The sequence below is a fragment of the Phenylobacterium sp. NIBR 498073 genome (assembly GCF_027286305.1).
Taxonomy (GTDB): domain Bacteria; phylum Pseudomonadota; class Alphaproteobacteria; order Caulobacterales; family Caulobacteraceae; genus Phenylobacterium.
On the sequence record NZ_CP114599.1, the window covers coordinates 136,365 to 156,733 of the forward strand.

At 68.0% G+C, this 20,369-nt stretch carries 18 protein-coding genes; 15 read left to right on the forward strand and 3 right to left on the reverse strand.

Going from position 1 to position 20,369, the window contains the following annotated elements:
• Positions 1-26 precede the first annotated feature (26 nt).
• Together lnt and O4N75_RS00725 are read left to right on the forward strand one after the other, a co-directional pair.
• A complete protein-coding gene (lnt, locus tag O4N75_RS00720) occupies positions 27-1,571 on the forward strand; it encodes an apolipoprotein N-acyltransferase (RefSeq protein WP_269629411.1) in 1,545 nt (514 codons plus the stop codon).
• A 52-nt stretch (positions 1,572-1,623) separates the two neighbouring features.
• On the forward strand, positions 1,624-2,049 hold the full coding sequence (locus O4N75_RS00725; protein WP_269627505.1) for a helix-turn-helix transcriptional regulator: 426 nt from the start codon (positions 1,624-1,626) through the stop codon (positions 2,047-2,049).
• Positions 2,050-2,058: 9 nt separating this feature from the next.
• Here the strand turns inward: O4N75_RS00725 and O4N75_RS00730 are convergent, their stop codons facing one another.
• Together O4N75_RS00730 and O4N75_RS00735 are read right to left on the reverse strand one after the other, a co-directional pair.
• On the reverse strand, positions 2,059-3,597 hold the full coding sequence (locus O4N75_RS00730) for a hypothetical protein (RefSeq protein ID WP_269627506.1): 1,539 nt from the start codon (positions 3,595-3,597) through the stop codon (positions 2,059-2,061).
• Between the two features lies 1 nt (position 3,598).
• Complete coding sequence (locus O4N75_RS00735; RefSeq protein ID WP_269627507.1) at positions 3,599-5,038, reverse strand: MBOAT family protein; 1,440 nt, start codon at positions 5,036-5,038, stop codon at positions 3,599-3,601.
• A 218-nt stretch (positions 5,039-5,256) separates the two neighbouring features.
• Between O4N75_RS00735 and metK the strand changes: the two genes are divergently transcribed.
• Complete coding sequence (metK, locus tag O4N75_RS00740; protein ID WP_269627508.1) at positions 5,257-6,477, forward strand: methionine adenosyltransferase; 1,221 nt, start codon at positions 5,257-5,259, stop codon at positions 6,475-6,477.
• A 74-nt stretch (positions 6,478-6,551) separates the two neighbouring features.
• Complete coding sequence (gene trmB, locus O4N75_RS00745) at positions 6,552-7,229, forward strand: tRNA (guanosine(46)-N7)-methyltransferase TrmB (protein WP_269627509.1); 678 nt, start codon at positions 6,552-6,554, stop codon at positions 7,227-7,229.
• Between the two features lie 43 nt (positions 7,230-7,272).
• Here trmB and ppa read toward each other — a convergent pair whose 3' ends face one another.
• Positions 7,273-7,824 (reverse strand): inorganic diphosphatase, encoded by a 552-nt coding sequence (ppa, locus tag O4N75_RS00750; RefSeq protein WP_267233587.1) that lies wholly within the window; start codon positions 7,822-7,824, stop codon positions 7,273-7,275.
• Between the two features lie 259 nt (positions 7,825-8,083).
• Between ppa and rimP the strand changes: the two genes are divergently transcribed.
• From rimP to pnp, 11 genes are all read left to right on the forward strand, one after another.
• The gene (gene rimP / locus O4N75_RS00755) at positions 8,084-8,629 is read left to right on the forward strand and encodes a ribosome maturation factor RimP (protein ID WP_269627510.1); all 546 of its coding nucleotides are present in this window, start codon (positions 8,084-8,086) and stop codon (positions 8,627-8,629) included.
• 14 nt (positions 8,630-8,643) lie between these two features.
• A complete protein-coding gene (gene nusA, locus O4N75_RS00760) occupies positions 8,644-10,332 on the forward strand; it encodes a transcription termination factor NusA (protein ID WP_269627511.1) in 1,689 nt (562 codons plus the stop codon).
• Between the two features lie 6 nt (positions 10,333-10,338).
• Positions 10,339-11,019: an RNA-binding protein gene (locus O4N75_RS00765; protein ID WP_269627512.1), complete on the forward strand. Its 681-nt coding sequence runs from the start codon at positions 10,339-10,341 to the stop codon at positions 11,017-11,019.
• 74 nt (positions 11,020-11,093) lie between these two features.
• Positions 11,094-14,150 carry a translation initiation factor IF-2 gene (gene infB, locus O4N75_RS00770; RefSeq protein ID WP_269627513.1) on the forward strand — a complete coding sequence of 1,019 codons (3,057 nt, stop codon included), beginning with the start codon at positions 11,094-11,096 and terminating at the stop codon, positions 14,148-14,150.
• 111 nt (positions 14,151-14,261) lie between these two features.
• Positions 14,262-14,804, forward strand: coding sequence for a lipocalin family protein (locus tag O4N75_RS00775; protein ID WP_269627514.1), 543 nt, complete (start codon positions 14,262-14,264; stop codon positions 14,802-14,804).
• Positions 14,804-15,313 carry a DUF2939 domain-containing protein gene (locus O4N75_RS00780; protein WP_269627515.1) on the forward strand — a complete coding sequence of 170 codons (510 nt, stop codon included), beginning with the start codon at positions 14,804-14,806 and terminating at the stop codon, positions 15,311-15,313. The genes O4N75_RS00775 and O4N75_RS00780 overlap by 1 nt, the downstream gene beginning before the upstream one ends.
• A gap of 42 nt (positions 15,314-15,355) precedes the next feature.
• Positions 15,356-16,153: a dienelactone hydrolase family protein gene (locus O4N75_RS00785; protein ID WP_269627516.1), complete on the forward strand. Its 798-nt coding sequence runs from the start codon at positions 15,356-15,358 to the stop codon at positions 16,151-16,153.
• An 86-nt stretch (positions 16,154-16,239) separates the two neighbouring features.
• On the forward strand, positions 16,240-16,677 hold the full coding sequence (gene rbfA / locus O4N75_RS00790) for a 30S ribosome-binding factor RbfA (protein WP_267234277.1): 438 nt from the start codon (positions 16,240-16,242) through the stop codon (positions 16,675-16,677).
• The gene (gene truB, locus O4N75_RS00795) at positions 16,677-17,621 is read left to right on the forward strand and encodes a tRNA pseudouridine(55) synthase TruB (protein WP_269627517.1); all 945 of its coding nucleotides are present in this window, start codon (positions 16,677-16,679) and stop codon (positions 17,619-17,621) included. Before rbfA ends, truB begins: the two co-directional genes overlap by 1 nt.
• A gap of 3 nt (positions 17,622-17,624) precedes the next feature.
• On the forward strand, positions 17,625-17,894 hold the full coding sequence (gene rpsO / locus O4N75_RS00800) for a 30S ribosomal protein S15 (protein WP_267234279.1): 270 nt from the start codon (positions 17,625-17,627) through the stop codon (positions 17,892-17,894).
• Between the two features lie 246 nt (positions 17,895-18,140).
• A complete protein-coding gene (pnp, locus tag O4N75_RS00805) occupies positions 18,141-20,285 on the forward strand; it encodes a polyribonucleotide nucleotidyltransferase (protein WP_269627518.1) in 2,145 nt (714 codons plus the stop codon).
• Positions 20,286-20,369 lie beyond the last annotated feature (84 nt).

The window sequence follows — 20,369 nt, forward strand, 5'->3', positions numbered from 1 at the left end:
CTCCCTGGCTCGCGCGGCTGCTGGCGCTGGGCGCCGGCGTCGCGGCCGGCCTAGCGCATCCGCCGTTCGGCGTGCTGCCGGGCCTGCTCGGCTACGCCCTGATGATGCGGATGGCGGAGACGACCGGCGCCCGGCCGCGGCGCTCGGCCTTTTTCCGCGGTTGGCTGGCGGGTGTCGGCTACTTCGCGGTCGGCGTCTGGTGGATCACCGAGGCGTTCCTGGTCGACGCTGCGGCCCACGGTTGGATGGCGCCGTTCGCCTTGCTGTTCATGGCCGGCGGGCTGGCCCTGTTCTGGGGGCTGGCCGCGCTGCTCTATCGCATCGCCGATGTTCGCGGCCCGGGCCGGGTGCTGGTGTTCGCCGGCGCCCTGGCGTTGCTCGAATGGGTGCGCTCGCACATCTTCACCGGGTTCCCGTGGAATCTGCCCGGCGAGAGCTGGACCGCCGGCGGGGCGGTGTCGCAGGTCGCTTCGCTGATCGGGCCCTACGCCCTCAGCTGGGTGACCATCGCGCTGGCGGCGAGCTTCGCCCTGGCGCTGGACGCCGGCTCGCCGCGCCGCCGGTTCGCCGGTCCGCTGCTGGCGGCGCTTGTGCTGGCGGGCATGTTCGCCTTCGGGACCGTGCGCCTGTCGACCGCCCCGCCCGTCCGCGCCGACGCGCCGATGGTGCGCATCGTCCAGGCCGATATCGACCAGAAGGACAAGTGGAAGCCCGAGAACCTCGACGCCATCGTCGAGGCCTATGTCGAGCTGTCGCGCGGCAAGCCCGGCGACCCGGTCCCGCAGATCATCGTCTGGCCCGAGGGCGCGTTGCCGGCGGTCATCGATGACCTGCTCGCGCCGGGCAGCCCCTATGTCGCCCGCTTCGCCCAGGCGGTCGCGCCGGGCCAGACCCTGCTGTTGGGCGCTAATCGCGTGCAGTTCGACGCCCAGGGGCAGCCCGACTATTTCAACAGCCTCGTCGCCCTGCGCGGCGAACCCGAGGGCCTGAAGGTCACGGGCGTCTACGACAAGCACCGGCTGGTGCCGTTCGGCGAGTTCCTGCCCTTCGGCGACCTGGCGACCCGGCTCGGCATCCGCAGCCTGGTGCATATGCCCGAGGACTTCACCGCCGGTCCGGCGCCCAGGCCGATCTCGCCTCAGGGCCTGCCGCCGCTGCAGCCGCTGATCTGCTACGAGGCGCTGTTTCCGCGCTTCGCCGAAGCCGCCGCGACGCGCGCCGGCCTGCGGCCCCAGTGGCTGCTGAACGTCTCCAACGACGCCTGGTTCGGGGCCACCAGCGGCCCCTGGCAGCATCTCAACATCGCTAGCTATCGCGCGATCGAGAGTGGCCTGCCGATCATTCGGGCGACCCCTACCGGCGTTTCGGCGGTCATCGACGCCCAGGGTCGGATCGTCCCGGGGGCCGAACTCGGACTCGGAAAAACGGGCGTGATCGACGCTCGGTTGCCCGCTCCGCGGGCTAGGACAATCTACAGTGTAATCAGCGAAGCAGGCTTCGCCATGATGTTGCTCCTTTCGCTGGCCATGGTCGGATTTCGACAGTTACATCGGCGAATAGAGCGGAATTGACGAATTGGTCAGGTTTTTGACGCGTCAGTCGAGGCTCGTCTAAGGTGAGCCCATGTCCAAGGACCTCGATAGCGTTCCCAATCCAATCGACGTGCATGTCGGCCTGCGCATCAGGCTTCGTCGTAAGGAACTGGGGGTCAGCCAGGAAAAACTCGCCGAGGCGATCGGCCTGACCTTTCAGCAGGTCCAGAAGTACGAGCGGGCGGCGAACCGGGTTTCGGCCTCCAAGCTCTACGAGATGGCCCGCGCGCTCGAAACCTCGACGGCCTACTTCTTCGAGGGGCTGGCCGACACCGCCACCATCGGCGCCGACGGCTCGCCCGGCGGCCAAGCTCACCTGCAAGCCTTCCTGCTGACGCCCGAGGGCGTCGAATTGGCCAGCGCCTTCCCGCGGATCACCCCGCCGCGCGTGCGTCGGCGGATCCTCGATCTCGTCCGCGCCATGGTCGAAGAAGACCCCTCGATCCTCGACGACTGAGGCGGCCGCTCAGCCGATCTGGACCTTGGGGCCAGGACAGGCGAGCCACCCCCCGGACGAGGCCCGATAGATGGTCATGCCGTAGCTTCCGCTCGGTGCGGGCGTGGAGATCAGGCGGGCGTCGAAGCCGTTGGGTTCTCCGACCGGCCGCTTGAACGCAATCCGCAGGTCCGGTCGGGGGCGGTCCACCGCAATCTCCTGAATGAAGTCGCCGGCAGGACCGCTCAAACGCACCGCGGCCCGGCCAAGGCCGGCTTCCGCACGCAGGTCGGAAATCCAACCCGTGATCTGCAGGTCGCCGCCGCGGGACTCGACCCTGTCGACCGCGCAGCCTGGGGCCTTCCGGGCGCTGGCCAGTTCCCGCCGCTCTGAGGCCAGCACCGGCCGCAGGCTTCTCGCCTTGTCGATGGCCGCCTCGATCGACGGTCCGGCGGGGGGGCTCGATCCAGGCGCCGTCGAAAGCACGGTGCCCAGGCCCGCCTCCTGCACTTCGAGGATTACGAAGTCGGGCTTGAACCGCTCGATCAGGTCGGACCGCCAATATCCGTCGTCGATATGCGTCAGGATCACCTTGCTGAAGTGTCCGGTCAGGAACGGCAGCAGGGCGATGGAGAACGAGTCGCGCTGCATCAGCAGGACGGGCTTGTCCGGCGCTCCGGTGTCGATCACCTGGGGCGCGGTGAAGTCGCGGCGGCCGCCGCCCAGCCAGGTCGTCCTCCAGTTGGCGGCGGCGGGATCCTCATAGGTCCGGTAGCGGATGGGCACGAAGCTGGCGACGCCGATCATCCGGGCGAGGTCGCGGGGGCGTTTGGGGTCGGTGTCGTTCGGCCTGAAGTCGCTGAGCGGCCGGGTCGTTTCAGCCAGGCCCTGGGCCCGCAGCGCCTGCATGATGGCGCCATAGCCGGCATAGGCGCCGTCGCCGGTCCAATGGGTGTCGTGTTTGCTGAACGTTGTGACGCCGGCGGTCTTCGCTGCGGTGACCGCGGCCTCCAGATAGAGCAGGCGGCCGGGCGTCGCCTCGTTCGCCAGCGCTTCGGCGGCCCGGCTGTATCGGCTCGGATCCAGGTGGAACCAGGACGGTGCGAACTCCGGATAGATCGCCTCCCGCACGGGCGCGGCGACGACGAGATAGCTGGCGCCCCGGGCCTGCAGGTAGTCCGAGCGGGCTTCCAGGTTCGCCAGTAGGGACCGGGCTTCGTCGGCGCCGAGCCGGTACGCGCCGCGCGCCGCCCCAAGCAGGCTGCCGTCGTTGTAGAACAGCCAGCCGTCCCGGCCGATCAGCACCTTGTCCGAGCCGCTCACCCCTAGTTTCAGGCGCGCGAGGTTGAGGGTCGAGATCAGCAGGGGGCGAGCTGGGAAGTTGTCGGCGACATAGGCGTCCGTCTGGCGCCGCGCCTCCGTGATCCCAGAGGAAAGCGCTGGCGGCGGCGCGAGCTTGCGGCCTTCCCGCAGGTCCGGCTTGGGCAGGACTGCCGGCAGGCAGAACGCCGCGACCATCAGCGCGACAGCGCCGGCGATCAATCCGGGACGGGGGAGGGGGGCGCTCATCCTAGAACCGGAAATAGAGGAACGGGTTGAGCGTCGTCCCAGCCAGCACCGCGACGCTGAGCGTCAGGCCGGCGAGCAGCAGCGGGGTCGGCACCGCATGCGCCGAGCGCGTGTCCAGGCGCGACGGAAGGTCGGGCGACGGCGCGTCGGATCTGGGCGCCCGCAGGCGCTGGAGCAGGGCCGGCAGGACCGGAAACGACAGGATCGAACCGGCGACGAGCGTCACGACCACCTCGATGTCGGCGAGGCGCGCCAGCTCTAGGCGCGGCGTCTGGAAGCTGCGCAGGTTGGCCATGGCGCCCAGATAGTCTCCCGCCTGGCCGAGGCTTTCGGCTCGGAAGATCACCCAGCCGGCGATGACCACGATCAGGACATAGGCGTGCCGGACCACGCCGGGCGCGCGCGCCAGCAGGCGACCCAGGCCGATCCGCTCGAGGATCAGGAAGGCGCCGTGGAACAGTCCCCAGACGACGAACGTCCAGGCCGCGCCGTGCCACAGGCCGGTCAGCAGGAAGACGATGAGCAGGTTGCGGAGCGTTCGCAACTTGCCCCCGCGGTTTCCGCCCAGGGGGATGTAGAGGTAGTCGCGGAACCAGGACGAGAGCGAGATGTGCCAGCGCCGCCAGAAGTCGGTGATCGAGGCGGCGGCGTACGGGTAGTCGAAGTTCCGCGGGAAGGTGAAGCCGAGCATGAAGGCCAGGCCGATCGCCATGTTCGAGTAGCCGCAGAAGTCGAAGTAGATCTGCAGGGCGTAGGCGACGGCGCCCAGCCAGGCGGTGGTGGCGTCGAGCGTATCCGCCGGCAGGCCGAAGGCGAAATCGGCGAGCGGCGCGACCGCGTTGGCGACCAGCACTTTCTGGCACAGGCCGACGATGAAGTACTGGACGCCCAGCCCGATCCGGCCGGACCGGCGGCGGTCGGAATGCAGCTCGTCGGCGATGTGCGCGTAGCGCACGATCGGGCCGGCGATCAGGTGCGGGAACATCAGCACGTAGGTCGCGAACCGGACCAGCGACCGCTCGGCCGGCAGGGTGCGCCGATAGATGTCGACCGCATAGCTGATCAGCTGGAACGTGAAGAACGAAATACCCAGCAACAGGTGGTGCGAGGCTTCTGGGAAGGGGGCGCCGGTCAGCAGCCTGTTCAGCGACGCGCCGATGAAGCCGGCGTACTTGAACCAGCCGAGCACCGCGAGGTCAGTGATGATGATGCCCGCCAGCAGGGCTTGCCGCGCCCGGCCGCGGCTTCGATCCATGGCGCCGACGCCGATATGGTTGGCGACAATCAGCGCGCCAAGAAGCGCGAGAAACGCCCCCTCGCCCCAGGCGTAGAATAGCGCGCTCCCCGCCAGCAGCACGGCCGTCCGCCAGCCGCTGAGATAGTAGGCGAGCAGGAACGCCGGCAGGAAGTAGAAGATGAAGATGATGGATGAGAAAACCATCCGCCCCCACGGAACCAGCGTCCGCGCCTTCACAGCGCGGCGGGCGTGATCACGTCAAGCAATTCTCATGGGCCGCTCTGGCTTCGCTGCGTCGCCCCGCGACGTCGGATCGCGTGGACGTCGCTTGCGGGATATAAGGATTTCTTTATAGGTTTTCGCCGACGACGTCCAAATGGGGCCGCCCTGCGCGGCGGCCTGCCCGATTCCGGAGCTACCTCTTGAGCCGTTCCTCTTACATCTTCACCAGCGAAAGCGTTTCCGAAGGCCATCCGGACAAGGTCGCTGACCGTATCTCCGACACGGTGGTCGACGCCTTCCTGTCGGTGGAGCCCGAGGCCCGCGTGGCCTGCGAGACCCTGGTCACCACCAACCGCATCGTGCTGGCCGGTGAAGTCCGGGCCGGCAAGCCGGGCGCCTCGAAGGCCGAGAACAAGGCGATGACCAAGGAGATCCTCGCCGGTCTCGAGCCCAAGGTCCGCGCCGCGGTGAAGGACATCGGCTACGCCCAGAAGGGCTTCCACTGGGAAAAGGCGAAGTTCGCCAACTTCCTGCACCCGCAGTCCGCCGACATCGCCGTCGGCGTCGACTCGACCGAGAAGAAGGAAGAGGGCGCGGGCGACCAAGGGATCATGTTCGGCTACGCCTGCGACGAGACCCCGTCGCTGATGCCGGCGACCCTGCAGTACTCGCACGACATCCTGCGCAAGCTGGCCGAGGTCCGTCACTCGGGCGAGGCCGACTTCCTTGAGCCGGACGCCAAGAGCCAAGTCACGGTGCTCTACCAGGACGGCCGCCCGGTCGAGATCCTGAAGATCGTCGTCTCGACCCAGCACAAGAAAAAGATCGGCGACCAGACCGTCAATTCGAAGCGCCTGGCCGCGGCCATCAAGCCGTACGTCGAGAGCGTCCTGCCGAGCGGCCTGATCACCAAGAAGACCAAGTGGCACGTCAACCCGACCGGCCGCTTCCTGATCGGCGGCCCGGACGGCGACGCCGGCCTCACCGGCCGCAAGATCATCGTCGACACCTATGGCGGCGCGGCCCCGCACGGCGGCGGCGCCTTCTCCGGCAAGGATCCGACCAAGGTCGATCGCTCGGCCGCCTACGCCTGCCGCTACCTGGCCAAGAACGTCGTGGCCGCCGGCCTGGCGCGCAAGTGCACCATTCAGATCAGCTACGCGATCGGTGTGTCCGACCCGCTCAGCTTCTATGTCGACCTGCACGACACCGGTCAGGTCGACCCGGCCAAGCTGGAGTTGGCCCTGCCGCAGATGATCGGCGGCGCCACGCCGCGCGCGATCCGCGAGCACCTCGGCCTCAACCGCCCGGTCTACGCCCGCACCGCCGCCTACGGCCACTTCGGCCGCACCCCGGACAACGAGGGCGGCTTCTCCTGGGAAAAGACCGATCTGGTCGATCAGCTGAAGGCCCTGGCCTGATCCACATCGGGTTTGGAACATTCGAAGGCCGTCGCGCACTCGCGCGGCGGCCTTCGTCGTTGTAGAGCGCGCGCATGGAAGAAAACTCTCACCCGCTGATGCGGTCCTATGGCCGGATCAAGTCGCGGCCGATCAAGCCGCGCCAGGCCGCCCTGGTCGAGGAGCTGCTGCCGTCGCTGCGGCCGCCGCAGGGTCCGTTCGACCCGCGCGCGTTGATGGCCGGGACGCGCGAGGCCTGGCTCGAGATCGGCTTCGGCGGCGGCGAACACATGGCCAGCCAGGCCGCCCGCGCGCCCGACGTGCTGATCGTCGGCTGCGAGCCGTTCCTGAACGGCGTCGCCAGCGCCGTACGCCACGTGGCTGAACAAGATTTGAAGAACGTCCGCATCCACGACGGCGACGCCCGCGAGCTGGCCGCCCGCCTGCCGGACGCCAGCCTCGATCGGGTGTTCATCCTGTTCCCGGACCCCTGGCCCAAGGCGCGCCATCACAAGCGCCGGATCGTGCAGAGCGACATGGTGGCTGAATTGGCGCGGGTGTTGAAGCCGGGCGGACGGCTGCGCTTCGCCACCGACGTGGCGGGATACGCCGACTGGGCGCTGGAGCGGATTTTGGCTTCGCCGGAGTTCGATTGGCCGGCGCAGAAGGCCGACGATTGGCGCATCGCGCCTGCCGACCACATCACCACGCGCTACGAGGAAAAGCGTCTGGGCGACTGCGAGCCGGTCTTTTTCGACTTCATCAGACGGTAGCTGGAAGGTCGCCGCCGAAACCTGTCGACGGCGACCCCTATCGTCACGTTCCGGGCTGGCCCTTGCCGGCGGCCTTGGCGCGCTCGATGCCCTGGCGGATCAGCTCGCCGGTTTCTTCCGGATCGGCCCAGCGCACGATCTCGACGCTCTTGCCCTTCTCCAGGTCTTTGTAATGCTGGAAGAAGTGGGCGATCTGTTCGGTCAGGATGGCCGGCAGGCCGCGCCAGGAGTCCACGCCGGCATAGAACGGGTGCAGCTTGTCGACCGGCACCGCGAGGATCTTCTCGTCGCCGCCCGCTTCGTCGACCATCATTAGGGTCCCGATCGGCCGCACGCGGATCACCGCGCCCGGGACCACCGGGGTCGGGCCGACGACCAGCACGTCCATCGGGTCGCCGTCGTCCGACAGCGTGTGCGGGATGAAGCCGTAGTTGCCCGGATAGTACATGGCGGTGTGGAGGAAGCGGTCGACCATGATGGCCCCGCTGTCCTTGTCGAGCTCGTACTTAACCGGCTCGCCGCCCTGCGGGATCTCGATGATGGCGTTGACGTCGTAGGGCGGGTTCACGCCGGTGGGGATCTTGGAGATGTCCATAGGGAAGAAGGACCTTGGCGACACAAGAGTTGAGGGCGCCGTCTGTGGACCAATAAGGCCCCCGCGAAAAGGGGCCGCGCGCCGATTGCCGCCCGAAAAGCTGTAAAAGACGTCGAAATGGAGCCTGTGCGGCTGGGGGCTGACAAACCGGCGGTCGCGCGCTATATAGCCGTTACATCGTCCGTTAGCGCTGGATAGCGCATACGAGCGGCAGGCTTCGGCCCGGCCGCTTTTTTGTTGCCGGAGAGCAGCCAAGCTTATGCGTGGCAAGACCGCTGAAGACCGCCGCCTCCTGGAGCTCCTCGACCCTGTCGCGGAAGCTGCAGGCTACGAGATCGTCCGGCTGCGCCTGATGGGCGGCGAGGAAGCCCGGCGGCTGCAGATCATGGCCGAGACGCCGGAGGGCGAAATGGTGGTCGAGGACTGCGCCCGACTGTCGCGCGCGATCTCCGAGGTGATGGACGCCGCCGATCCGATCGCCGGCGAGTACACGCTGGAAGTCTCCTCGCCCGGCGTCGACCGGCCGCTGACCCGGCTGAAGGACTTCGAGAATTACGACGGCTTCGAGGCGCGGATCGAGCTCGACCGCGTCGCCGAGGGCCGCAAGCGCTTCCGCGGCGTGCTGGCCGGTGTCGAGGGCGACGCCATCGGCATCGACCTGGAAGGCGAAGACTCCACGGCCATGATCCCGTTCGAGTGGATCGTGGACGCCAAACTTATCCTGACCGACGCGCTGATGAAGCGCGGCGCGGACGAACGCGCCGCCCGCCTGAGCGCCGAGGCCGACCAAGACACCCCCGAGTAAGAGGACGCAAACCGATGAGCCTGACCGGCATTTCCGCCAACCGGCTTGAGTTGTTGCAGATCGCCGAGGCCGTGGCCCGCGAGAAGTCGATCGACAAGGAAGTCGTGATCGAGGCGATCGAGGAAGCGATCCAGAAGGGCGCCCGCGCCCGGTACGGCGCCGAGCACGACATCCGCGTGCGCATCGACCCGAAGACCGGCGAAACCACGGTCAAGCGCGTGATCACCGTCATCGACGACGAGGCGGTGTTCGAATCCGAGGACGGCATCCCGGAAGAGCCGGTCGGCGTGCGTCGCCTGGCCGACGCCCTGCGCAGCGACAAGGACGCCTTCGTCGGCAAGGTCTACGAAGAAATCCTGCCGCCGTTCGAGTTCGGCCGCGTGCAGACCCAGATGGCCCGCCAGGTGGTGACCGGCAAGGTCCGCGAAGCCGAGCGCGAGCGCCAGTACGAAGAGTTCAAGGATCGCGTCGGCGAGATCGTCAACGGCGTGGTCAAGCGCGTCGAGTACGGCAACACCGTCGTCGACCTGGGCCGCGGCGAAGGCATCATGCGCCGCGACCAGTCGATCCCGCGCGAGAACTTCAATATCGGCGACCGGATCCGCTGCTACATCTACGACGTTCGCCGCGAGACCAAGGGCCCGCAGATCCTGCTCAGCCGCGCCCACGGCGGCTTCATGGCCAAGCTGTTCGCGCAGGAAGTGCCGGAAGTCTATGACGGCGTCATCGAGATCCGCGCGGTCGCTCGCGACCCGGGCTCGCGCGCCAAGATGGCCGTCGTCTCCAACGACAGCTCGATCGACCCGGTCGGCGCCTGCGTCGGCATGCGCGGCTCGCGCGTGCAGGCGGTGGTCGCCGAGCTGCAGGGCGAGAAGATCGACATCATCCAGTGGAGCCCGGACGAGGCGACCTTCATCGTCAACGGCCTGGCCCCGGCGGAAGTCTCCAAGGTCGTCATGGACGAGGAGGACGAGCGCGTCGAAGTGGTGGTGCCGGACGAACAGCTGTCGCTGGCCATCGGCCGCCGCGGCCAGAACGTGCGCCTCGCCAGCCAGCTGACCGGGTGGCAGATCGACATCATGACCGAGAGCCAGGAGAGCGAGCGCCGCCAGCGCGAGTTCACCGAGCGCACCGCCCTGTTCCAGGAAGCTCTGGACGTCGACGAGGTCATCGCCCAGCTGCTGGTCACTGAGGGCTTCGCCTCGGTCGAGGACGTGGCCTATGTCGACGCCTCGGAAGTCGCGGCCATCGAAGGCTTCGACGAGGACACGGCCGAAGAAATCCAGACCCGCGCTCGCGAGTACCTGGACAAGGAAGCCGCCGAGTACGACGCCAAGCGCAAGGCGCTCGGCGTCGAGGACGGCCTGCTCGAGATCGAGGGCGTCACCCTGCCGATGGCGGTGGCGCTGGGCGAGGGCGACGTGAAGAACGTCGAGGACCTGGCCGGCCTGATCCCGGACGATCTGCGCGGCTGGTTCGAGAACCGCGACGGCGAGCGCGTGCGCGAGCCGGGCATCCTCGAGAGCTTCAACCTCGACGCTGCCGAGGCCGAGGCCCTGATCATGCGCGCGCGCATCGTGATGGGCTGGGTCGAGGCGCCGCCCGAGCCGGAAGTTGAGGAAGAGTACGCCGACGAGGCCGACGCTGACCCCGAAGCCGGGGTCGAAGTCGAAGCTGCGGCCGAAGAGACCCCGGAGGCCTAATCCCAGGTGAGCGCGCCCGCTTCCATCACGGCCGGAACGAAGGCCCCTCGAACCCTCGCGCAGGTCGCGCGGGAACGGCGGGATATCGTCTCGGGCCAGGTGATGGACGAGGGCGCGCTTGTCCGCTTCGTCGCCGGCCCGGGCGGTCTGGTGGTTCCCGACCTGGCGCGCAAGCTGCCGGGGCGGGGGCTCTGGGTCGCCGCCGACCGCGCGTCGGTGGAGACGGCGGTCAAGAAGGGGGCGTTTTCCCGCGCCGCCAAGGCCAAGCTCGCCGCCTCGGCCGATCTCGCCGACCAGGTCGAGTCCCTGCTCCGCCGACGGCTGTTGGACGGTCTTGGGCTTGCGAAACGGGCCGGCGAACTTATCTCCGGTTTCGAGAAAGTCGCTTCGACCCTGAACGCCGGCAAGGCCGCGTGGCTGATCGAGGCGTCCGACGGCGCCGCGGACGGCCGCCGCAAGATTCTGAATGTGGCCCGCAAGTCACCCAAACCGCCGCAGCTTTGCGGACTCTTCGACGCTGAGGAATTGGGTTTGGCCTTGGGGGCCGAGAATGTGATACACACCGCCTTCCTTGCGGGGCGCGGCGCCGATCGCTGGACGAATGACGTCCGGAGACTATCTGGCTTCCGCCCGCTCCTTCCCGAGAGTTGGCGCGAGGAAAAGCCTCCTGAGGCGGGCGGAACCTAAGACGGTTTCGCGCGCCTAGAGCTATTGGAATGTCCGTGGTCGGGACCGTCCCGGCCGATATGTAAAGCGAGCGCATGAGCGACGAGAACGACAACGGCCGGGCCCCTGGTGGGCGAGCTCCCCTGACCCTCAAGCCCCGTGGGGCTGGATCGGTCAGCGCGGGCACGGTGAAGCAGAGCTTCAGCCACGGTCGCTCCAAGACTGTGGTCGTGGAGACCAAGCGCCAGCGCACGCATTCCGCGCCGGCGGGAAATCTTGCTGCGCCGTCCTCGGCCGAAAAGCGTGCTCACTCGCCGCAGCCCTCGTCGCCGCGCCCGTCACAAGGCGGACCGTCGAACGACGGATCGGGGCTGTCGGCCGACGAGCAACGCGCCCGTCAACGCGCGATCGAGCTGGCCCGCGAGCATCAGGCCCGCCAGGCCGCCGAGCAGCGCGCCCGCGAGGACCGCGCCCGCGCCGAGGCTGAAGCGGCCCGCGCCGCTGCGGCCGCCGCAGCCGCCGCGGCGGCGAAGCCCGTTGAAGCGCCGCCCGCGCCGCCGCCTGCCGCGGCTGCGCCGAGCGTTGAAGCGCCTGCTGCTGCGCCGCCTGCGCCTGCGCCCACGCCCGCTGCTCCGGCGCCCCAGGCGCCTGTGGCCCGGGCCCCGGCTCCGCGCCCGGAAGCGCCCCGCAGCGAAGGTTCCCGTTCGGACGCTCCGCGCTCGGATGGTCATCGCGCCGCGCCGGGCCAGACCCGCACCTACGAACCCTCGCGCGAACGCCGCGATGATCGCCCGACGACGACGACCTATCGTCCCGAGCGTGCGCCGGGTCGCTACGAGAATATGAATTTCGGCCAACGGGCCCCGCGCGCCGACGCCCCGCGTCCGCCGCGCGACGACCGTGGCCCGCCGCGTGGCGATCGTCCGCAGGGCGCCCGCCCGCAGGGTGATCGGCCGCAAGGCGACCGTCCGCGTCCCAGCGGCGAGCCGGTCCGCTACTCGGCGCTCGCGCCGCGCCCGGCGCCCGGCGCCGGCCGTCCCGGCGATCGTCCCGGCGGCCCGCGTCCGCCGCGCGGCGCTGCGCCGAACGCTCCGCCCGCAACGCCTGAAATCCAGCGCGCCACCCGCCAGGCCCCGCGGCCCGGCGAGGCCGGCCGCCGGCCCGACGACGACGAGGACACCCGCCGCAAGGCCGCGGCGAACGCCCCGAACAAGGCGATCAGCCGTGTGAAGGGCGCCGCCCAGCGTCGCGAGGGTCGTCTGACAATTCAGGCCGTCGCCGGTGACGATGAGGGCGCCGTCGAACGGATGCGTTCGCTGGCCTCGGTCCGCCGGGCGCGCGAACGTGAACGCGAAAAGCGCAAGGGCGGTAGCCAGGAGCAGGCCCGTGCGGCCCGTGAAGTGGTCATCCCCGACGTCATCACCGTGGCGGAACTCGCCAACCGGATGGCGACCCGCGGCGTCGAGATCATCAAGTTCCTGATGCGTCAGGGCGTGATGCTCAAGATCAACGACGTCATCGACAACGACACCGCCGAGCTGGTGGCCACCGAATTCGGCCACACCGTGAAGCGCGTCTCGGAAGCCGACGTCGAAGAAGGCTTCATCGGCGAAGAGGATATCGACGACAACCTGGTTCCGCGGCCCCCGGTCGTGGCGGTCATGGGCCACGTCGACCACGGCAAGACCTCGCTGCTGGACGCCCTGCGCTCGGCCGACGTCGCCGGCGGCGAGCATGGCGGCATCACCCAGCACATCGGCGCCTATCAGGTGCGTCTGGCCGACGGCCAGGCCGTGACCTTCCTCGACACGCCCGGCCACGCCGCCTTCTCGGCGATGCGCGCTCGCGGCGCTGACGTGACGGACATCGTGGTGCTGGTCGTGGCCGCCGACGACGGCGTCATGCCGCAGACGGCCGAAGCCATCCAGCACGCCAAGGCGGCCGGCGCGCCGATCATCGTGGCGATCAACAAGATCGATAAGCCCGATGCCAATCCGCAGCGGGTGATCAACGAGCTGCTGCAGCACGAGATCGTGGTCGAAAGCCTCGGTGGCGACACCCAGGTGATCGAAGTCTCGGCCCTGAAGAAGACCGGCCTGGAGAACCTCATCGAGGCGATCCTGGTGCAGGCCGAGATGATGGACCTGAAGGCCAACCCGGACCGCACCGCGGACGGCACGGTCATCGAGGCCAAGCTCGATCGCGGTCGCGGCGCGGTTTCGACCGTGCTGGTCAAGCGCGGCACCCTGAAGCGCGGCGACATCGTCGTGGCCGGGGCCAACTTCGGCCGCGTCCGCGCCCTGCTCAACGAACGCGACGAGCAACTCGACTCGGCCGGTCCGTCCGTGCCGGTGGAGATCCTCGGCCTGGACGGCACGCCCAGCCCGGGCGAGCCCTTCGCGGTCGTGGAGAACGAGGCCCGCGCCCGTGAGCTGACCGAGTATCGGACCCGTGTGAAGCGCGAGAAGGCCGGTTCGCCGGTCGCTGGCGGCGTCACCATGGCCGACTTCATGGCCAAGCTTCAGGACAAGAAGATCTCGGAGCTGCCGGTCATCATCAAGGCGGACGTGCAGGGTTCGGCTGAAGCCATCGTCGGATCGCTCGACAAGCTGGCCACCGACGAGGTCCGTGCGCGGATCATCCTGCAGGGCGCCGGCGCGATCAGCGAAAGCGACGTCATGCTGGCCAAGGGTTCGGGCGCGCCGATCATCGGCTTCAACGTCCGCGCCTCGAAGCAGGCTCAGACCCTGGCCGAACGTGAAGGCGTCGAGATCCGCTACTACGCGATCATCTACGACCTGATCGACGACATCAAAGGCGTGCTCTCGGGCATGCTGGCGCCGGAGCAACGCGAAACCTTCCTGGGCAACGCGCGCGTCCTGCAGGTGTTCGACATCACCAAGGTCGGCCGGGTCGCCGGTTGCCGGGTCACCGAGGGCGTGGTTCGCCGCGGCGCTCGCGTTCGGATCATCCGCGAGGACATCGTCGTTCTCGAACTCGGCACGCTCAAGACCCTCAAGCGCTTCAAGGACGAAGTCGCCGAGGTCGGGTCCGGCGTCGAGTGCGGGATGTTCTTCGAGGGATTCCAGGACATCAAGGAAGGCGACGTCATCGAGTGCTTCAACCTCGAAGAGGTCGCGCGCAGCCTCTAGGCCGCTCCGCATCCAAGTCATCAGGCCCCCGGGAAACCGGGGGCCTTTTGCGTTTCGGAGCCAATCGCCGCGGCAGGCATTCCCCAGGAGGAGCGCAACCCAGGAGGCGTCATGCGTCCGTGTCTCGCCGCCGCCCTCGGGGCGCTGGTCATCGCCGCCTGCGCCGCCGGGCCGGTCGGCAACCGCGATGTCCCGGAGCCGGCCAAGCCCGTCGAGATGAGCCGCTATCTCGGCCGCTGGTACGAGTTCGCTCGCTACGAGAACGGCTTCGAGCGCGGCTGCGAGGCGGTCACCGCCGAGTACGCCGCCCTGCCTGACGGCGAGGTGTCGGTGAAAAACACCTGCCGCGAGGCATCGGTCGGCGGCCCGATCAAGGTGTCGGAGGGCAAGGCGCGACCGGCCGGCGATCGCCTGGGGGCGAAGTTCAAGGTGTCATTCTTCGGCCCAGCTTTGCTGACCAACTACTGGGTGCTCGACCGCGGCGAAAACTATGAGTGGGCGATCGTCGGCGAGGGCTCGGGCCGATTCCTCTGGCTGCTGACACGTGAGCCGCGGCCTTCGCAAGCCGAACGCATCGCGCTGTTGGCGCGGGTGGAGGCCCTGGGATACGACACCGACATGCTGCGCTACACCCAACATATGGCGACCCCCTGATGAGAGTTCTGATCCTGGCGCTGGCTGCGCTTGTCCTTTCGGGCTGCGCCACGGCCCAACGCTACGACGCCGCCGCCGACGTGCACGCGCTGCTGGTGTCGATCCGCGACAACGACAAGGCCGCCTTCGAGGCGCATGTCGACCGCCCGGCGCTGAAGCGCCAGATCGAGGGCCGGATGATGGCCGAGGCGCGCAAGTCCGGTGCGAACGACGGGCTGGCCGCCCTGGGAGCGCTGATCGCCCCGACCCTAGCCGACCTCGCCGGCGAGGCCTTGATCCAGCCGAACGTGTTCCGCTCGGTCGCAGCCTACTACGGCTATGACGCGGCCCAGCCGCTGCCCGGCCCCATGGTGATCGGCGGCCAGCTTATAGCTGTCGGCGAGGGGCAGGTCTGCGTGCCGCGCAAGAAGGACGGGCCTTGCCTGCTGAATTTCACCGAGCAGCAGGGGACCTGGCGGCTGTCGGGCTTCGAAGGCGATCTTTCGATGCTGCGAACCAAGGCTCGATAGGGCTAAGCTCCCCTCGCCGAACGGCGTTAGGGGGAGGGTGCGATGGGCTACGAAGCGGCGCTGGCGCAGTACGAGAAGTTCGCATTCGACGACGGGCGCTGGACGCGCAACGTCTACAAGCGCGGCTCGGGGCCGGCGGTGATCGTCATCCACGAGATGCCAGGCCTGCATCCGCTGGTGATCCGCTTCGCCGACCGCGTCGCCGCGGCCGGCATGACCGTCTACTGCCCGCACCTGTTCGGCGAGCGGGGCCGCCCGGCCAACCACCCGCTCGGCGCCTTGACCATGCTCGGCGGCATCTGCATTCGGCGCGAGTTCAACGTCTGGGCCGCCGACAAGTCGAGCCCGATCGTCGAGTGGCTGAAGGCGCTGTCGCGCAAGGCGCATGCCGAATGCGGCGGCAAGGGCGTTGGCGCCGTCGGCATGTGCTTCACCGGCGGCTTCGCCTTGGCGATGATGACCGAGCCGTCGGTCGTCGCCCCGGTGCTGTCGCAGCCCTCGTTGCCACTGGGGATCAGCAAGCCGCAGCGGGCCGCCGGGATCGGCGCCTCGCCGGCCGAGGTCTCCTGCGCGCGCAAGCGGTTCAACGAGGAGGGGCTGTCGATGATCGGCCTGCGTTTCTACGGCGACCCGTTCGTGCCGGACGCGCGGTTCGACACCTACCGACGCGAGTTCGGCGACAAGTTCGAGGCGATCGAGATCGACCCGAAGGACGCCGTCCCCGGCGGCCTGAAGCATCCCCATTCGGTGCTGACCATCAATCTGGCCGAAGACGGTCCGACCAAGGAAGCCGAACGCCGGGTCCTTGCGTTCTTCCGGGAGCGGACCGGCGCGGGCTAGACTTCTTGACCTCGCGCGCCTAGAAGCGCGCCCTTCTCCTGAGCCGCCGCGTCCGATCCGCGCGCCAGGTCGTTAGAGGCAAGTCCATGAAACGCTCTTCCCCCAAGGGCCGCGCCGCCCCGGCGGGCCCTTCCCAGCGCCAGCTTCGCGCCGGCGAACTGATGCGCCACGCCCTGGTCGAGATCCTCCGCGAAGAGGACTTCAACGACGAGGCCCTCACCGGCGTGTCGGTCACGGTCACCGAAGTGCGGATGAGCCCGGACCTGCGCCATGCGGTCTGCTTCATCGAACCGCTGGGCGGCGAGCACGCCGACGACGTGGTCAAGGCGCTGAACCGCCATGCCAAGTTCCTGCGCGGTCGGCTGGGTCGCTCGATCGACATGAAGTTCACGCCGGACCTGAAGTTCCTGCATGACGAGAGCTTCGACGAGGCGGCCCGCATCGGCCGGCTGTTCGATGATCCGCGCGTGGCCCAGGACCTGACGCCGCAGCCGCCGTCGGATTCCTGGAAGGACGAAGACTGATGGCGCGCCGCAAGAAGGGCGATGCGATCTCGGGCTGGGTCAATCTGGATAAGCCTTACGACTTCGGTTCGACCCAGGCCGTGGGCCGGGTGCGGCGGATCTTCAACGCCCAGAAGGCCGGTCACGCCGGAACCCTCGATCCCCTGGCCACCGGCATCTTGCCGATCGCGCTGGGCGAGGCGACCAAGACCGTCTCGTTCCTGATGGACGCGGACAAGGCCTACCGCTTCACCATCGAATGGGGCCGCACGACCGCCAGCTTCGACCGCGAGGGCGCCACGACCGCGACCTCCGACGTGCGCCCGACCCCGGAACAGGTGGCGGCCGTGCTGCCGGAGTTCATCGGCGACATCCTGCAGATACCGCCCGCCTTCTCGGCGGTGAAGGTCGACGGTGAGCGCGCCTACGACCTGGCTCGCGCCGGCGAGACGGTGGAGCTGAAGGCGCGCGAGATTTCCATCTACAGCGCCCGGGTGGTCGACGCGCCCGACGCCGACCACGTCGAGATCGCTGTCGAATGCGGCAAGGGCACCTATGTCCGCGCCATCGTCCGCGACATCGCCGAACGGCTGGGGGCCTGCGCCCATGTCAGCGCGCTGCGCCGCACCCGCGTCGGCCCGTTCGACGAAGACTCCGCGATAACGCTGGAATTGTTGGAAGATTTGGGCCATAAGGCCCGCTGCTTGGAGGCATTGCTTCCGGTCGAGACCGCCCTGGACGACATCCCGGAGCTGGCCGTGACCACCGAAGACGCCTTCAAGCTGAAGCAGGGACGGCCGATCGTTCTCGTTCCCCGACAGGTCGAAGCGCTGAAGGCCCGGCTAAGCCCCGGGACCCGAACCGTTTCAGCCATGGAGGGCGGATCGATCGTGGCGCTCTGCGAGATGCGTGCGGGCAAGCTCGAGCCCTCGCGGGTCTTTCATCTGGAAAAGAGCGGAGACTAACCGATGTCGATCACGCTTGAGCGTAAAGCTGAGCTCATCAAGACCCACGGCCGCACCGAAGGCGACACCGGCAGCGCCGAGGTCCAGGTGGCCATTCTCTCGGAACGGATTTCGAACCTGACCGAGCACTTCAAGACCCACAAGAAAGACAACCACTCGCGTCGTGGCCTGCTGAAGCTGGTCTCCGCGCGTCGTTCGCTGCTCGACCACCTGAAGAAGTCCGACGAGGGCCGCTATCAGGCGCTGATCGAAAAGCTGGGCCTGCGCCGCTAAGGACCGAGAGGTCAGCCCCCGGGAAACCGGGGGCTTTGCGTATCAGGTCAACACTACTGCGCCGCTTCCTTCGCGACAGGCCGAAGGGAACAAAGCGGCGATCCGGGCGGTCCAAGTCAGGGGCGCCCGCTACACGCCGAGGGTTCCACAGCAATCCTCATCGCCTGATCGTCTGGAGAGGATTTCGGAACCCCGACCCTGTCCGCCCCCGTTGGGAATACGCCCGCGGGATGAGAAAGAAGCGAAATGTTCGATATCAAACGCAAGACCATCGAGTGGGGCGGCAAGACGCTGACCCTCGAAACCGGCCGCATGGCCCGTCAGGCCGACGGTTCGGTGCTGGCCACCTACGGCGAGACCATGGTGCTGGCCACCGCCGTCTTCGCCAAGAGCGCCAAGCCGGGTCAGGACTTCTTCCCCCTGACCGTCAACTACCAGGAAAAGTTCTACGCCGCGGGCAAGATCCCCGGCTCCTTCCCCCGTCGCGAAGGCGCGCCGAGCCAGAAGGAAACCCTCACCTCGCGCCTGATCGACCGTCCGATCCGCCCGCTGTTCGTCAAGGGCTTCAAGAACGAAGTCCAGGTCGTCACCACCGTGCTGGCGCATGACCTCGAGAACGACCCGGACGTGGTCGCCATGGTCGCGGCCTCGGCCGCCCTGGTGATCTCCGGCGCCCCGTTCATGGGCCCGATCGGCGCCGCCCGCGTCGGCTACATCAACGGCGAGTACGTCCTCAACCCGACCCTCGACGAGATGAAAGAGTCGGCCATGGACCTGGTCGTCGCTTCGACCAGCGACGCGGTCATGATGGTCGAGTCGGAAATCCAGGAGCTCAGCGAAGATGAGGTCCTGAAGGGCGTCATGTTCGCCCACAACGGCATCCAGCCGGTGATCGACGCGATCATCGAACTGGCCGAGCACTCCGCCAAGGAGCCCTTCGAGTTCACCCCGGACGACACCGACGCCATCAAGGCCGACGTGAAGAAGCTGATCGGCAAGGATCTGGCCGCGGCCTACAAGATCGTCGCCAAAGGCCAGCGTCACGACGCCGTCTCGGCCGCCAAGGCCAAGGCGACTGAGAAGTTCGGCAAGTCCGACGCCAACCCGACCGGCGTCGACCCGGCCAAGCTGGGCGGCGTGTTCAAGGAACTGGAAGCCGACGTCGTCCGTCGCAACATCCTGGACACCGGGATCCGCATCGACGGCCGCACCGTCGACAAGGTCCGTCAGATCGTCTCGGAAGTCGGCGTGCTGCCGCGCGCTCACGGCTCGGCCCTGTTCACCCGTGGCGAGACCCAGGCCCTGGTGGTCGCCACCCTGGGCACCGGCGACGACGAGCAGCTGATCGACGCGCTGGAAGGCAAGTACTACGAGAAGTTCATGCTGCACTATAACTTCCCGCCGTTCTCGGTCGGGGAGACGGGCCGCATGGGCGCTCCGGGCCGCCGCGAAGTCGGCCACGGCAAGCTGGCCTGGCGCGCGATCCGCCCGATGCTGCCGAAGAACGAGGACTTCCCCTACACGATCCGCCTGGTCTCCGAGATCCTGGAGTCCAACGGTTCGTCGTCGATGGCCTCGGTCTGCGGCTCGTCGCTGGCGCTGATGGACGCGGGTGTTCCGCTGAAGAAGCCGGTCTCCGGCATCGCCATGGGCCTGATCCTGGAATCGGACGGCTTCGCGGTCCTGTCGGACATCCTGGGTGACGAAGATCACCTGGGCGACATGGACTTCAAGGTCGCCGGCACCGAGGACGGCATCACCTCGCTGCAGATGGACATCAAGATCGCCGGCATCACCGAAGCGATCATGAAGCAGGCGCTGGAGCAGGCGAAGGGTGGCCGCAAGCACATCCTCGACGAAATGGCCAAGGCCATGGAAGCTCCGCGCGCCGAGCTGGGCGAGTTCGCCCCGAAGATCGAAACCATGAAGATCGCGGTCGACAAGATCCGTGAAGTGATCGGTTCGGGCGGCAAGGTCATCCGTGAAATCGTGGAAAAGACCGGCGCCAAGGTCGACATCGGCGACGACGGCACCATCAAGATCGCGGCCGCCGAGCAGGCCAAGATCGATGCGGCCCGCGAGTGGATCAAGTCGATCGCTTCGGAGCCGGAAATCGGCGCCATCTACACCGGCAAGGTCGTGAAGATCGTCGACTTCGGCGCCTTCGTGAACTTCTTCGGCGCCAAGGATGGCCTGGTGCACGTCTCGCAGATCTCCAGCGACCGCGTCGCCAAGGTCTCGGACGTGCTGCAGGAAGGCCAATCCGTGAAGGTCAAGCTCCTGGGCTTCGACGATCGCGGCAAGACCCGCCTGAGCATGAAGATCGTCGACCAGGAAACCGGCGAAGACCTGTCCAAGAAGGACGAGCCGGCCGACGCTGAAGAAGCCTAAGGCTTCTGGTCGGAACGAAATCGGGAAGGGCGGTCGCGGCGACGCGGCCGCCCTTTTCGTTTGTCGCTGGGGCGCTAGAGCCCT